Raw genomic sequence first — 13,096 nt, 5'->3', positions numbered from 1 at the left:
CCTATGACTGGTAACACGTTGGATGCGGAAAGCCTCCGGAGCACCTTCCGCAGCGTCCTGTCCCTGCCGGGCACCCGGACCTGGTACATCGCTGCGGCCCTGGTTCGCACGCCTGTCGTCATGGCGCCCCTCGCGCTGGTTTTCCTCGGCCACTCGGCTCAGTCCTTCAGCGTCGGGGGTCTGCTCGCCGCCATCCATGCGCTCGGCGAGGCCGCAGGTGCTCCAGTCATGGGCCGCCGCTTCGACCGCCGGCCGTTCGTCGGCCAGCTCAGGCTGGCTCTCGGCACCGAGGCCCTCGCCTTCACCGCCCTCGCCCTCGGCGCCGGCCAGGTCCCGGTCCCCGTCCTGCTGGCCTTGGCCTTCGTGGCCGGCGCCGCTGCCGCGGGAGCCCCCGGCGGCATGCGGGCCCAGCTCTCGACGATCACCCCGGAGCACCTACGTCCCACCGCGCTGAGTTTGGAAAGCTCTCTCAGCCAGGCTGCCTGGGCCGTCGCGCCCCCGTTGGCCTCCCTGCTGTACGTTCGGTTCTCGGCATCGGGCGCACTCATCGCCATGGCCGTCGCCTCTGCTGCCCCGCTGCTCTTCGTACACCGGATCCCGCACGCCGCTTCACGCCCCGAGACGCCCGGAGAAACCGGGGACGAGTGGCTGCGTACAACGGCGATTCTCCGACGTGTCTGGCCCACCGCGCTGCTCTCAGCAGCGATCATGTTCCTTGTCGGAACCGTCGACGTCGTCCTCCCGGCCCGGCTGGAGGACGTCGGCTCTTCCCCCGCGCTGGCCGGTCTCGTCATGACCGCATTCGCGGTCGCCAGCGTGATCGCCGGACTCCTGTACGGCAGCCGCCGCTGGCCGGGGACACCCCTGAGTCAGAGCCTCGTCCTGCTCCCCGCCCTTGCCGCTGCCTTCACTCTCCCCGGCCTTACCACGCAACCCTGGATCTTCGCCGCCGCCTTTGCGATCGGCGGGCTGCTCTACAGCCCGCTGATGGTCATTCGCAACCTCGCCCTCCAGCAACGTCTTCCTCAGCATGCCTGGGCAACCGGTTTCTCCGTCCTGTACGCCGCAGCCGGAGTGGGCTACGGAGCCGCCGGCCTCATGGCCGCCGCCCTGCTCGACACCGCCGGATCCGGAACCGCCTTCGTCGCGTGCACACTGACCACCATCGTCATCGGCGCTCTGTCGCTCCTGGGCGAGCGCACACACCTACGCCACCGGTAATCGGCCGGGGGTGCCGGGCTTCAGCCCGGTGGTGAACGCCGTCCCTGCGGAGCAGGGCAGGGAAAGCCGTTCCGTCGTCCGGGCGGAACGGCGTCCACCACCTGCAACGGTCGGTTCTGCTGCTCGGTGTACTGGCGCAGCACGCTGATCGGTGTCCCGACGACTGAGCCGGCGAAGTACGAGCCCGGCCAGGGCTTGCCATCGCGACCAGTCCCCAGGAGATCGACCTGCTTCCGGCCTCGGGGGCTCCGAGGCCGGGGGAGCTGGATCAGCCCCGCTCGGTCTCACGACACGCCCGCCGGAACGGTCCTGGAAGCGGTTACGGTGCTGGTGTGGTGATCACAGGGGAAGACTCGGGATCCGGGACCGCGCTGCTGCTCGCAGCCGCTCCGGTCGGCAAGGGCCGCTTGGTCGACGCGGCGTCGGTACTGCCCGCGCTCGCGGCGGTGCCGCCAAGCGTGCTGACCGGCACGTCCGCGCCGACCGTGGTCGAACTCGCCGATCCCGTCGATGCGCAAACCGTCCTCACCCGCATCCGCACCGCAGCAGCCACACCGGGTCCGCTCGCCCTCTATCTCGCCGGGCAACTCCACCTGGACCACAAGCAGCACCGGCTTCACCTTGCACTCGCCCGTACGACCCCCGCCACGCTGCGCTACACCGCACTGCCGTGGCACTGGCTGGCCGGCGAACTGCAGAAGCGCCGCCCGGGCACCACCACGGCGGTCGTGGACCTGGTCGCCGACACCGACGCGTGGCAACAACTGCACCACGACGGCCTCACCCTCGGACACGGCATCCGCCTCTACGGCCGCCTCGCCCCACCACCGCCCCGCCGATCGACCATCACCCCCGCCTACTTGAAGGCATGCACCGATGTCTGGCGCAGCGGGACACGGCCGCCGCTCGCCCAGCTGCACGAACACGCCGCCACCCAGGCCGGGCCCGGCGACGCGCTGCTCCTGGCCGCCGACGACACCCCCACCACCGTGGCCACGCCCCAGCAGCAAGCACCGATCCCGCCGCGGCCCACCGCCCACCCCGCGGCACCGGACGCCGGCGGCGACCCGCATCCGGCGATCCTGGCCGCCGCCCGGGCCGGACGGCACCGGGAGGCCGCCGCGATCGCGGCCACCTGGGAGAGCGAGGCCCTACGCACGTACGGCCCCGGCTCGCAGCAGGCGATCCACTGGCTGGAGGTACGAGCCGACCTCGCCCGTCTCGCCGGAGACACGCCACGCAGCTGCGAGTTGTGGATGGAAGCCGCCACCGCCCGTCTGGACCGACAGCAGCAGACCACGAACAACCCCGACGTCGAAGCGGCCGTCGACCGCGCCCACCACCAGTGGGAGCACCTGCCAGACCCGGACCGCGCCCGCGCGCTGGCCCCGGCCCTGATCACACTGCGCCGCCGGGTCCCAGGCCGCCAGCGAGCCGCGCTTCGGCTCCTTCAGCAACGCTTCGAACAACTCCACACCCGGTAGCGGCCCATCGCGGTCAAAGGCGCGAGTCCAAGGCAGTTGAGACAACCAGAGGGCCGGAGCCCACACTCGGTCGGGTGAAGACACCGTGCCTGGCGTTGGCCGCCGGGGACACCCGCGTGGAGTTCTGGAACGTCCAGACTCGCAAGAAGACCGGTTCCTACACCGCTCCGGCCAGGGTCCACCGGGTGGACCTTTCCGACGACGGAAGAACGGCCGCCCTGAGCACCGACGACGGATACACCCGCCTGCTCGACGTCTCCAGCTCCTCCCCGGCCAGGAACCCTGCTCCAGCGGCACCGCCGTCCGACGCGAGTACCTGGAAGACCGACACGGACACAGACGGCTCACCTGCCCCGGCAAGACTGCTCTCGTCATCCGGGAAACCTGCCACCGTCCCCGCGTTCTTCACCGAGCGTCCTGCCCGGCGTCACTGCTCTCCCACACCACGCGGACCTTCAGATGGACAGCGCGCCGGCGGTGATGACGGCTCCAGCCTTCGCGGACAGATTCACCCCGAACTCCACCTCCACCTCCTGCGGACCCGCCTGTCGCAGCTGGTCAAGAACCGCCCGCGCCGTGTCGCGCACTGGAACCAGCGACTGCTGCAATGTCCGAGGTAGTTCACGTACCGCGTCACCGACCCGGCCCGCCTTCACCGGCCCGTCCAACTCCGGTGTGTTTTTCACCTCTTCCAGCAGAATCGCCCCGCCGCCTTCCAGCGGCATCCGCGCAATCAGCACGGCCGCGGCGCGGTCATCGACCATCGTCGCCTCGTCCACGACCAGGACGTCTACATCGCGCAGCCCGTCGCCGGTTCTCGATCTCGCCGAGCCAGGCCGCCACGGTCTTGGCAGGGATACCGGAGGCGTCGGTCAGGTTTTTCGCGGCGACCGCGGCGAGGGTGGTCCGGCGTACGTGAAGCCGGTGGCGTCCCAGCCGATCCGGCACGCCTCCATGCGCGTGGACTTGCCCGCGCCGGCGACGCCGACGATGGCGTCGATGCCGTGCCCGGCGGTCAGCACTCGGGTCACCGCGGCGGACTGTTCTCCATCACCGTCGACTACGAACGCGAACTGGCCCGGCTTGACGAGAAGGGCCACCGCCCGCTGCGGACTGTGGCCACGGACGACTCAGCAGCCGGGCTGTAGCTCGGCCCGGCCAGGCTCGTTTGGCACGGGCTCGGGCGGATGGCTCGGTAACGGGATGTTTGAATCTACTGGTCGTTGGGCGGCTGGTGGTGGCCCTGTTGGCTCGCGGTTTGTCGTTTCCGCTGGTAGTGGGTTCGGCCTTTGGCGGAGTTCCCGCAGGTGGCCATATCGCACCAGCGACGCCGGCCGCCTCGGGAGCTGTCGATGAACACCCAGCCGCATCGCAGACCAGGGCAGACGCGGGTGCGTTCCAGCGGCAGTGACCGAAGCAGGTCGAACGCCTGCAGGGCGAGTTCGTGGTTGAGGTACTCAAGCCCCGAGGTCTCGACGCTGACCTGGAGCTGCGGCGTGTTCCCGCGGACGGTCAGGCGAGCACTGGCGACCGCGTGCTTCCAATGATTCTCAACCTGGTCGACCGCCTCTGCAGGGGCTGGAGCGTCTTGGTGGATCAGTGCCGTGATGAGATCGTGCAGAGCCTCGCGCAGCTCGCGGCTGCGGTCCAGGGCCAGCGCGGCGTTGCCGGGCTCGGTCTCGGCCAGCCGCTGCAAGGCCGTGAGGGCGGCGGGGTCGAACTGACCAGTGAGGGCGGCCCACTCCAGCAGGCGCGGGTAACCGTCGAGCCAGTCGATCGGCTCCGCGTCACGAGCCGTGACCGTGTTCACCAGGTCGATGACGATGTGCCCGCCGATCAGGTCACGGGGCCTGAAGGTGTGAGCCTGGATGGTTCCCGTCACGCATGACCGCCTTTCATGGGCTTGCCTCGTTCCATCCAACCAGTGTACTGATGTTATCCAGTTGGAATGCTTCGCGGCTGAAAGGAGACGGCCATGGCTGCTGCCGTTGAGCTCATAGCGGCCCCCTGGAATCTCGGCCTGCGACCGCCCGCGCCTGGGCGCGAGCCCGGAACGTGGCGGGCCCCGCAAGCGCTGCTGTCGGCGGGGTTGGAAGCACGGCTGCGGCCGGCCCGGGTGGTGGAGCTCGACCGTCCGCTGTACGAGTTCGACGCGCAGCCGGCCACCCGCATCCGCAACGGGGTGGCCGTCCGCGAGCACACGCTGCGGCTTGGCGAGGCGGTCCAGGCCGCACTCGCCGCCTCCCGGTTCGCGGTCGTGCTGGGCGGCGACTGCAGCATCCTGCTGGGGTGCCTGCTGGGGACCCGGCGCGACGGACGCTGCGGCCTGGTTCACCTCGACGGGCACAGCGACTTCCGGCACCCCGGCAACTACGACGTCGGTTCGTCCCTCGGCTCGGTGGCCGGAATGGATCTGGCCCTGGCCACCGGCCGCGGTGAGCTGCTGCTCACCCACTGGCCGGCGGTGGGCCGGCCGCTGGTTGCCGACGAGGACGTGGTCCAGATCGGTGACCGGGAGGACGAGGAGATACTTCCGGTCACCCGGTTCACCGCCCAGGAGATCCAGCAGATCGGCATCGCCGATCTGGGCGAGCGGGTCATCAGCCGCCTGCAGCGGCGTGGGCTGGACCGCGTCTGGCTCCACCTCGACCTCGATGTGCTCGACGAACGCGTCCTGCCCGCGGTGGACTCTCCGGGCCGTCCCGGCCTGGACTTCTCCCAGCTCACCGAACTCGTCTCGACCCTGGTCGGCACCGGCCGGGTGGTGGGGCTCGACGTCGCTATCTACGATCCGGAACTCGACCCGGACGGCGTGTACGCCGCTCCCATCGTCGACTGTCTCGCCTCCGCCCTGACCCCGCTTGCGACCGTGGAGGCGCACGCATGAAGACGCTGCTCGCCGACGGCCCCAGCAACCTGTACGCGACCGAGATGGAGCAGTTCGGACGCCTGGCCGGACACTGGGCGACCCAGATCACCTACTACCCCACCGACGGCTTACCGGCCAGCCGAGTCGGCGGCGAATGGGAGTTCGGCTACGCCCTGGAGGGCAGAGCAGTCCTGGATGTCTGGCAATGGCCCGGGCGCGATGAACTCCCCGCCACGGGTCGCTCTTCGGACCAGGAGTGCGGCCTGTGCGTGCGAATCTGGGATCCGCGCCTGCAACTGTGGCGGTTCACCTTCCACGGCACCGCCCGCGGTGACCTGGTGCACATGTACGCCCGCCAGATCGACGATGAGATCGTCATGGAACGCGCCGCTGGCAGCGACCTCGTCCGCTGGACCTTCACCGACATCACCGCCGACACTTTCCACTGGCGAAACGAACGATCGCCCGACGGCGGACACACCTGGCGGCTCGACCAAGAGGTCAACGCCCGCCGCCTGCGGTGAGAGCGATGCAATGGCCAGGCCGGCGCCCGCCGACCCGCCCCCGAGCCCGCGCGGAGGCGAGCCCGTCGCTGGTGTTCGCCACGATCAGTTCATGCTGCAGCTCGGCGATTATCTCAAGCCTTCCGGCGCCTGTCCTCGATGTTCAGCAAGGCTGCCGGAAGCCGTGTGATCTGTGGTTGTGACGTGGTTATCTCCCGCTTCATCCATGACGTTGATGAAGGGGAGGCGCCATGCTCGTACAGCGTGTCGTGTTGCCGACGGTGCGGGTGGACTCGTGGACGGTGCTGGGGGACGACGACGTTCCCGTGGAGCCGATCGAGCGCTACCTGGCCTATCTGACGGACGTCGACAGATCGCCCAACACCGTCAGGGCGTACGCCTACGACCTCAAGGACTACTGGACGTTCCTGGCCCACCGGGGACTGGACTGGCGTGAGGTCCGCCTGGAGGACCTGGGTGAGTACGTCGTCTGGCTGCAGCTGCCGCCGTCGGGCCGCAAGGGGCAGATCGCGGTGCTGCCCTCGGTGGAGCCGCACGTCAGCGCGTCCACGGTCAACCGCAAGCTGTCGGCACTGTCCGCGTTCTACGCCCACCAGTTGCGACACGGTGTCGATGTCGGTGATCTGCTGACGACCCTGCAGCCGCCCGGACGCCGGGGCGGCTGGAAGCCGTTCCTGCACCACATCAGCCCCGGCCGGCCCCAGCCTCGGCGAACGATCTCGCTGAAGGTCCCGAAGAAGCTGCCGCGCGTGCTTACGACGGCGGAGATGCAGGCCATCCTGGACGCCTGCGATCACCTGCGTGACCGCTTCCTGTTCGCTCTGCTCCATGAGACCGGGATGCGGATCGGCGAGGCCCTCGGCCTGCGGCATGCCGACATCGCCGCAGCCGAGCGGGAAGTCACGGTCGTTCCCCGGAACAACGCCAACCGGGCCAGGTCGAAGTCGCGCGAGCAGAGATCCATCCCGGTCAGCGCCGAGCTGCTGCGGCTGTGGAGCGACTACCTGCACGCCGAGTACGGAGATCTCGACAGCGACTACGTGTTCGTGAACCTCTTCGCTGAGCCGCGCGGACAGGCCCTGTCCTATCCGGCCGTCTACGACCTGGTGCTCCGGCTGCGGCGCCGCACCGGCATCGCCTTCGACCCGCACTGGTGCCGGCACACCGCGGCCACCCGGGCACTGCGTGACGGGGTCCCGATCGAGGTCGTCTCGAAGCTGCTCGGACATTCCTCGGTCACCACGACGTCGGCGGTTTACGGGCATCTGACCGTCGAGGACGCCCGCCGCGTCCTGGAGAAGGCCGGCTGGTTCCGGGGCACGGAGGTGCAGTTGTGAACGCCGTCCCAAATCCGCACGAGGACCGTCCTCCCCGGCCTGCGGGCCTGCTGGAGAAGCTCATGTCCGCGATTCGCCCTGAGTTCCGGCAAAACGACCTGGTCTTCGACCCCCGCCACCCAGTCTTCGGCGGTCCTGCCTGCGCCGTCGAGGGGTGCGACCGACCGGCCCGCAGCAACCGCATGTGCTGGGGGCACTCGGTGCGCTGGACCCGCGAAGGCAGGCCCGAGCTGGAGACGTTCCTTGTGACCACGCCCGCACGCTGGGTCGGACACCGGCTGCTGGACGCTTGTGCGGTCGACGGCTGCCGCTACGGACTCCACAGCCACGGCATGTGTCAACGCCACTGGCGGCAGTGGAAGCGGTGTGGGAGCCCGCCGATGACGGCATGGCAGACCTCCACGGCTCCGCTGCCCGTTCCGTCACCGCTGCCCGAGGTCTGCCGGATCAGCTACTGCGACCTGTGGGTGAGGGGAACCTCGGTGTTCTGCACGGGACACGACGGCCGCTGGAAGGCGCTCGGACGCCCCGACATCGAGGACTTCACCGCCTCCTACGAGGAGAGCGGACCCGGCGGGTCCGAGCACATCGACCTGCGCAGACTGCCCATGCAGCTACGCCTGGAGATGCAGTACGCGCTGCAGTGCCGCCATGACGAAGCCACCAAGAAGATCAGGCCCGCATGGGCCCAGCGCCTCGTCAACGCCCTCGCCGACGCCCAGGTCCGGTCTCTTCTCGACGAGCCGGAAGAGTTCTGGAAGACCTTCCGCGGTCCGACCGGCAACTGGGCCACGGGCTGGGGCACTTTCCTTCTTGGCGCCCGCCGACGCATCGAGGAACTGGTATACGGTCGCGGCTGGGAGGCGGAATACCCCCGCCCCGTCTGGCGGCTGCGCAATCTCGGCATCGTCCACTCGCACACATCGACGATCACCTTCGAGGAGATCACCCAGCCCTGGCTGCGGGATCTGGCCAAGCGCTGGGCACGCTGGCGGCTGTCCGGCGGCATCAGCGCCAGCACCGTACGCGCGGGAGTGCGCATGGTCGCCCGGTTCTCCGCGTTCCTCCCGGCAGAGGTGACCGGACTCGCCCAAGTCGACCGCGCCCTGCTCGAACGCTACCTGGCAGATCTCCATGCTGCGATGGGCGGCCGCAGCACACACAACGCGCACATCAGCAACCTGAACACCTTCCTGCGCACGATCCGCGTGCACCGCTGGGACGAGGCACTGCCGGGCAATGCGGCCTTCGTCCCCGAGGACTACCCCACGCCGCCGCCCCTGCTGCCCCGATCCGTGGCCGAGCATGTCATGGCCCAGCTGGAAGACCCCGCCAACCTCGCCCGCTGGCAGGACCCCGCACGACGGCTGATCACGCTCGTCCTCATGCGTTGTGGGTTGCGCATCACCGACGCCATCAACCTGCCGCTCGACCCCGTCGTCCATGATGCCGAAGGCGCCCCCTACCTGCGCTACTTCAACCACAAGATGAAGCGCGAGGCACTGGTCCCCATCGACGAAGAACTCGAACAACAGCTCCGTGACCACCAGCGCCGAATCCTGGAAGAGCGGCCCGAGGGGGTGTCGGTCCTCTTCCCCCGCGCCGACGCGAACCTCCGCGGTGACAGACCGATCAGCACCTCCGGCTACCGGATCTCGCTGGCCGAATGGCTCCAACGCTGCGCAACCCGCGACGAGTTGGGTCGACCAGCACACATCACCCCGCATCAGTTCCGGCATACCCTGGGCACCAGGCTGATCAACAAGGACGTACCGCAGGAGGTCGTCCGTCAGATCCTTGATCACACCTCGGCCCAGATGACCGCCCACTACGCGCGGCTGTCGGACAACACCGTCCGTCGGCACTGGGAGAAGGCTCGCAAGGTCAACGCCCAAGGCGAGACCGTTGCCCTGGACCCAGCCGGCCCTCTCGCGGAGGCGGCCTGGGCCAAACAGAGACTCTCCCGGGCTACGCAGGCCCTGCCCAACGGCTACTGCGGACTACCGATGGTGCAGTCCTGCCCGCACGCCAACTCGTGTCTGACCTGCCCGATGTTCATCACGACCGCCGAGTTCCTGCCCCAGCACCGTGAACAGCGCCAGCAGACCCTGCAGATCATCTCCGCTGCCGAAGCCCGTGGGCAGAAGCGGCTCGTGGAGATGAACAGGCAGGTCGCCGACAACCTGGAGAAGATCATCACAACGCTTGAAGACGACGGGCAGCCAGGCACCGGTGAGGCGGACGCTGATGCCTCCTGAGACCAGCGCTGCACCGCTCGTCACCGCCGCCCGCAAGCGGCACGAACTGACGCGGTCCAAGGCCATCCAGGCACTGCGCGAACTCGACCGCACCGGAGCCCCGGTGTCCTTCGAGGGTGTCGCCCGTCGCGCGGGCGTCTCACGTTCGTGGCTGTACTCCCAGCCCGACATCCGCGCCGAGATCGAACGGCTCCGTGACGCCATCGGACGTTCTCCCTCACCACCGATTCCCGCCGCCCAGCGCTCCTCCGACGCCTCGCTTCACGCTCGCCTGGAGGCCGCCCTGGAACGGAACCGGCAACTCACCGAGGATAACCAGCGCCTGCGTCGGCAACTTGCTCACGCGCTCGGCGAGCAGCGAGCCTCAACTACGCGCTCGTGAGACGTTGCGCTTCATCTGGCGGGTTTGCAGTCGATCTGGAGGACTGTGCGGGAGCAGTCGAGAACCGCCGTGCCGGGGCTCGGTGGCGGCCCCGGCACGGCGGGCTTTGACTAGATGCCGAACGGTGCGGCGTAGTGGACGGTGCCGCTGGGCAGCGGGTGGTCGGCGTCGAGGGTGAGGGCCATCATGGCCTCATCCGGGACGTCGATGCTGAGTCCGATGCCGTACTTGGAAGCGCGAGTGAAGCCGAACCGCGGGTAGTACGTCGGGTGTCCGAGGACGGTGACGAAGTGCTCGCCCAGCTCCTTGGCGGCCTGCAACGAGGCGCGGATTACCGCAGAGCCAGCGCCGGTCTTCTGGTACTTGGGCCAGACGGCGACGGGGCCCAGGCACAGGGCCGGGGTGTCGTCGATGTGGCAGCGGGTCAGCAACGCGTGGCCGATGAGCTTGCCGTCGTGGTCGGTGGCGACGATGGACAGTCCTTCGATCCACGAGGGGTCGGCGCGCAGGGCGTCGACGAGGTCGGCCTCCAACGGAGTGTCAAACGCGGCAAGGCTGATGTCGCGAATGGTGGGGATGTCCGCGCTGGTCTCAGCACGCGTGATCCAGTTAATGCTCACGATGGATGGAGATCCGTTTCATGGTTGGTTCGTATCGGTATTGCCCCGCGAGCTCACGCTCCCAGCGAGGCGAATCCAGATGAGGTCAGGCCGCAACCCGGGACGTGAGGGTGGTCCAGGCAGAGCACATGGCAGTGGCCTTGAGCGCGGTCATCAACCTCACCTCCCAACTTCCTCGATCTGGATCAGACACGAACGTCAGACACCGTATCACCCCGTCAAATTCGACCGCTCACGCACCAGCGCATCAGGTCGACTTCAAACCCACCAGATGAAGGCAATGCTCAGCTGGGGCCCCGAACCCAGCTCACCGCATCGCGCTTCAGTAACGATCGACCCGTGCTGAGCGGCGCTCGAAAGGGTCACGCGGCCAGGTCGAAGACACCGTCCTTGACCTGGCCGCCCAGGTCACAGCCCTGCTTGATCGGCGAGCTTGAGATAACCGCCAGCACCGACAGCATCCCGAACATCGCTCGGCCTTCCATCGTGGAGGTGTCGATGCCTGTTCGATGGCGTGCATCCCGATGCCACACTCGCGCAGCTCGGCGCCAAGGGTTACCGGGTGCAGGACGGAGCGGGAGAGCTGGTCGAGCCGGGTGACCTTCAACATGTCGCACTCACACAGCAACTGGAGGACGAGGTCGAGCTTCGGCCGGGACGCCTTCGCACCGCCCGCGGTGTCGACGTGCATGTTGTCGCGGTCGACACCTGCCCGCAGCAGGGCGTCCGCGACGTCCCCGCCAGGCGCAGCGCGATGCTGGACGAGTTGGTCGCCGAGGACACTGGCGACAGTGCGACGCGGACACCGCGTCGAGCGAGCAAGATCGCCGCGGCGCTGCCGGCGAGGCTGACTCCGCTGATGACGACGTCGTAGTCGTAAACCGCGCTCTCAGGCTTGGTCATGCGCTGATCGCCCCCTTCGGGGTGTGGTGCCGTTCGTGGGGGTGGCAGCCCCATCGCCCCGTCGCCGACGACCAGCTCCGGGTCGCGCATGGCATCAGTCAGTGTCGAGGCCGTCGATCAGGCGGTTGAGGAACCGTGTGAAGGTGGCTTCGGGGGTGAGGGGGCGTCCGGGAGTGGATAGGGCTTCGGCAAGTTCCGGGTGGCAGCCGTCGGCGGCGACAGCGGCGAGGTAGCGGGCCTCGGCTGCGGCCCTGTCCGGGAATCGTGAGACTGCGGCCTGCGCGATCTCGTGGGCGACATGCCCGGCCACGAATGCGGCGAGCTGGGCGAAGACCTCCAGCTTCGCCGCACCGTTCAGCCCGGTGGGCTGCAGGACGGCGAGCGCGTGTTCCAGGAAGGCCAGCGTGTTGGTCGCCCGCAGGAACGATCTCCCTGACACTTGATGGGAGACCATCCGCGTCGCAACTGCTCTACTTGCTCAGCAACGCCGCAAGCCGGGCGGCGGTCTTCTCGCCCGCTCGCTGCTTGACGAAGCCTTCTTTGGCAGCCGCACGAAGCCTCACCTTCGAGCTGTTCTCCGTGCCCTTTGTCACCAGCGCGGTGACCACTACAGGATTCATGCCCCTGGCACCGCCACTGGCAACGACACGGATCATCTCCTGGTCCCTGCCAGGCTCCACATGCGTAGGCCCCACTGGCCGCCCTGCCCCTTCGAGCACTCTGACGACGCGCTTTACGGCATCGTCGAACGGCAAGGGGATGACAAGGTCGACCTCATGGACGTTCTTCCTCATCAGCTTGGCCACAAGCCCAATCAAGCGACCGCTGCCCCCACCCACGGCAGCCAGTGCAGCAAGCTCTTCAGCCAGGATTTGGTCCTCGTTCTGGTCCACGCGCCCCCACCCTTCACTGCCTGACCTGTCTGTGCAATCAGCCACGGGCGTTGTGAGCTTGCTCCGCTTTGACAGACACCATCGGTGTGGTGATCAGGCCGCGAGGACGGTCTCGTACTCGGCGGGACTGCGGTAGCCGAGGCTGCTGTGCAGCCTGCGTATGTTGTACCAGCTCTCGATCCACTCGAAGATCGCGGTCCTGGCCGTTGCCCGGCTCGGCCACGGCCGGTCGCCAAGCAACTCCCGCTTCAGGGTGGCGAAGAAGGACTCAGCGAGGGCGTTGTCCCAGCACTGCCCAGTGCGGCCGACCGAAAGTCGGACACCGAACTCGGCTACAAGGCGAACCGGGTCTCGCAGGCCTGGTTCGCGTGCCGGTCCTGCGGATTCGTTGATCACGCAGACCGATGGGGGCACCTCCCGCTCGAGCGAAGCCGAGAGTGGGGGAGGCTCCCGCAACATCCGCGCTCGTGCGTGGCAGTTGTGGCGACGCGAGGTCGAGTCAACGGCCCCTGCCCCACCACCGGAGCGCACGCGCCGGGGCGGGGCTGGACGCAAACGCAGCATCACCGCCAGTGACGCCCGTTGTGCAAGCCCGGGACTTTAGT

The 13,096-nt window shown here is 68.4% G+C and carries 14 protein-coding genes and 2 pseudogenes; 8 read left to right on the top strand and 8 right to left on the bottom strand.

Annotated elements, in window-relative coordinates:
• Nucleotides 1–3: 3 nt before the first annotated feature.
• Nucleotides 4–1,221: an MFS transporter gene (locus ABD858_RS00160; protein WP_345033613.1), complete on the top strand. Its 1,218-nt coding sequence runs from the start codon at nucleotides 4–6 to the stop codon at nucleotides 1,219–1,221.
• 332 nt (nucleotides 1,222–1,553) lie between these two features.
• Nucleotides 1,554–2,705, top strand: coding sequence for a hypothetical protein (locus ABD858_RS00155; protein ID WP_345033612.1), 1,152 nt, complete (start codon nucleotides 1,554–1,556; stop codon nucleotides 2,703–2,705).
• Between the two features lie 455 nt (nucleotides 2,706–3,160).
• Here the strand turns inward: ABD858_RS00155 and ABD858_RS00150 are convergent, their stop codons facing one another.
• The 3 genes from ABD858_RS00150 to ABD858_RS00140 all read right to left on the bottom strand — a co-directional run bounded on the left by ABD858_RS00150 (nucleotide 3,161) and on the right by ABD858_RS00140 (nucleotide 4,587).
• A complete protein-coding gene (locus ABD858_RS00150) occupies nucleotides 3,161–3,484 on the bottom strand; it encodes a CU044_2847 family protein (protein ID WP_345033611.1) in 324 nt (107 codons plus the stop codon).
• 93 nt (nucleotides 3,485–3,577) lie between these two features.
• Nucleotides 3,578–3,805: an AAA family ATPase gene (locus tag ABD858_RS00145; protein ID WP_345033609.1), complete on the bottom strand. Its 228-nt coding sequence runs from the start codon at nucleotides 3,803–3,805 to the stop codon at nucleotides 3,578–3,580.
• Between the two features lie 113 nt (nucleotides 3,806–3,918).
• Nucleotides 3,919–4,587, bottom strand: coding sequence for a CGNR zinc finger domain-containing protein (locus tag ABD858_RS00140; RefSeq protein ID WP_345033608.1), 669 nt, complete (start codon nucleotides 4,585–4,587; stop codon nucleotides 3,919–3,921).
• A 93-nt stretch (nucleotides 4,588–4,680) separates the two neighbouring features.
• Here ABD858_RS00140 and ABD858_RS00135 point away from each other — a divergent pair, with 93 nt between their 5' ends.
• From ABD858_RS00135 to ABD858_RS00110, 5 genes are all read left to right on the top strand, one after another.
• Nucleotides 4,681–5,592: an arginase family protein gene (locus ABD858_RS00135; protein ID WP_345033605.1), complete on the top strand. Its 912-nt coding sequence runs from the start codon at nucleotides 4,681–4,683 to the stop codon at nucleotides 5,590–5,592.
• Nucleotides 5,589–6,098: a hypothetical protein gene (locus ABD858_RS00130; RefSeq protein WP_345033603.1), complete on the top strand. Its 510-nt coding sequence runs from the start codon at nucleotides 5,589–5,591 to the stop codon at nucleotides 6,096–6,098. Before ABD858_RS00135 ends, ABD858_RS00130 begins: the two co-directional genes overlap by 4 nt.
• A gap of 230 nt (nucleotides 6,099–6,328) precedes the next feature.
• Nucleotides 6,329–7,435: a site-specific integrase gene (locus tag ABD858_RS00120; RefSeq protein ID WP_345033601.1), complete on the top strand. Its 1,107-nt coding sequence runs from the start codon at nucleotides 6,329–6,331 to the stop codon at nucleotides 7,433–7,435.
• On the top strand, nucleotides 7,432–9,693 hold the full coding sequence (locus ABD858_RS00115; protein WP_345033600.1) for a tyrosine-type recombinase/integrase: 2,262 nt from the start codon (nucleotides 7,432–7,434) through the stop codon (nucleotides 9,691–9,693). The genes ABD858_RS00120 and ABD858_RS00115 overlap by 4 nt, the downstream gene beginning before the upstream one ends.
• Nucleotides 9,683–10,075: a DUF6262 family protein gene (locus ABD858_RS00110; RefSeq protein ID WP_345033598.1), complete on the top strand. Its 393-nt coding sequence runs from the start codon at nucleotides 9,683–9,685 to the stop codon at nucleotides 10,073–10,075. Before ABD858_RS00115 ends, ABD858_RS00110 begins: the two co-directional genes overlap by 11 nt.
• 110 nt (nucleotides 10,076–10,185) lie before the next feature.
• Here the strand turns inward: ABD858_RS00110 and ABD858_RS00105 are convergent, their stop codons facing one another.
• Nucleotides 10,186–10,695, bottom strand: a complete 510-nt coding sequence (locus ABD858_RS00105) for a GNAT family N-acetyltransferase (RefSeq protein WP_345033597.1) — start codon at nucleotides 10,693–10,695, stop codon at nucleotides 10,186–10,188.
• Nucleotides 10,696–11,257: 562 nt separating this feature from the next.
• A pseudogene (locus ABD858_RS00100) lies at nucleotides 11,258–11,386 on the bottom strand (recombinase family protein); the annotation flags it as partial.
• Here ABD858_RS00100 and ABD858_RS00095 point away from each other — a divergent pair.
• Nucleotides 11,381–11,569: a hypothetical protein gene (locus tag ABD858_RS00095; protein WP_345033596.1), complete on the top strand. Its 189-nt coding sequence runs from the start codon at nucleotides 11,381–11,383 to the stop codon at nucleotides 11,567–11,569. The pseudogene ABD858_RS00100 and the gene ABD858_RS00095 overlap by 6 nt on opposite strands.
• A 123-nt stretch (nucleotides 11,570–11,692) precedes the next feature.
• Here the strand turns inward: ABD858_RS00095 and ABD858_RS00090 are convergent.
• The 3 genes and pseudogenes from ABD858_RS00090 to ABD858_RS00080 form a co-directional block, all read right to left on the bottom strand.
• A pseudogene (locus ABD858_RS00090) lies at nucleotides 11,693–12,010 on the bottom strand (TetR/AcrR family transcriptional regulator C-terminal domain-containing protein); the annotation flags it as partial.
• A 58-nt stretch (nucleotides 12,011–12,068) separates the two neighbouring features.
• Complete coding sequence (locus ABD858_RS00085; RefSeq protein WP_345033595.1) at nucleotides 12,069–12,491, bottom strand: hypothetical protein; 423 nt, start codon at nucleotides 12,489–12,491, stop codon at nucleotides 12,069–12,071.
• 93 nt (nucleotides 12,492–12,584) lie between these two features.
• A complete protein-coding gene (locus ABD858_RS00080; RefSeq protein ID WP_425586121.1) occupies nucleotides 12,585–12,950 on the bottom strand; it encodes an integrase core domain-containing protein in 366 nt (121 codons plus the stop codon).
• Between the last annotated feature and the right edge of the window lie 146 nt (nucleotides 12,951–13,096).

The sequence above is a fragment of the Streptomyces sannanensis genome, assembly GCF_039536205.1.
GTDB classification, from domain to species: Bacteria; Actinomycetota; Actinomycetes; order Streptomycetales; family Streptomycetaceae; genus Streptomyces; species Streptomyces sannanensis.
The sequence above is the reverse complement of the archived record's forward strand: the minus strand, read 5'-3'. Positions and strand labels throughout refer to the sequence as shown.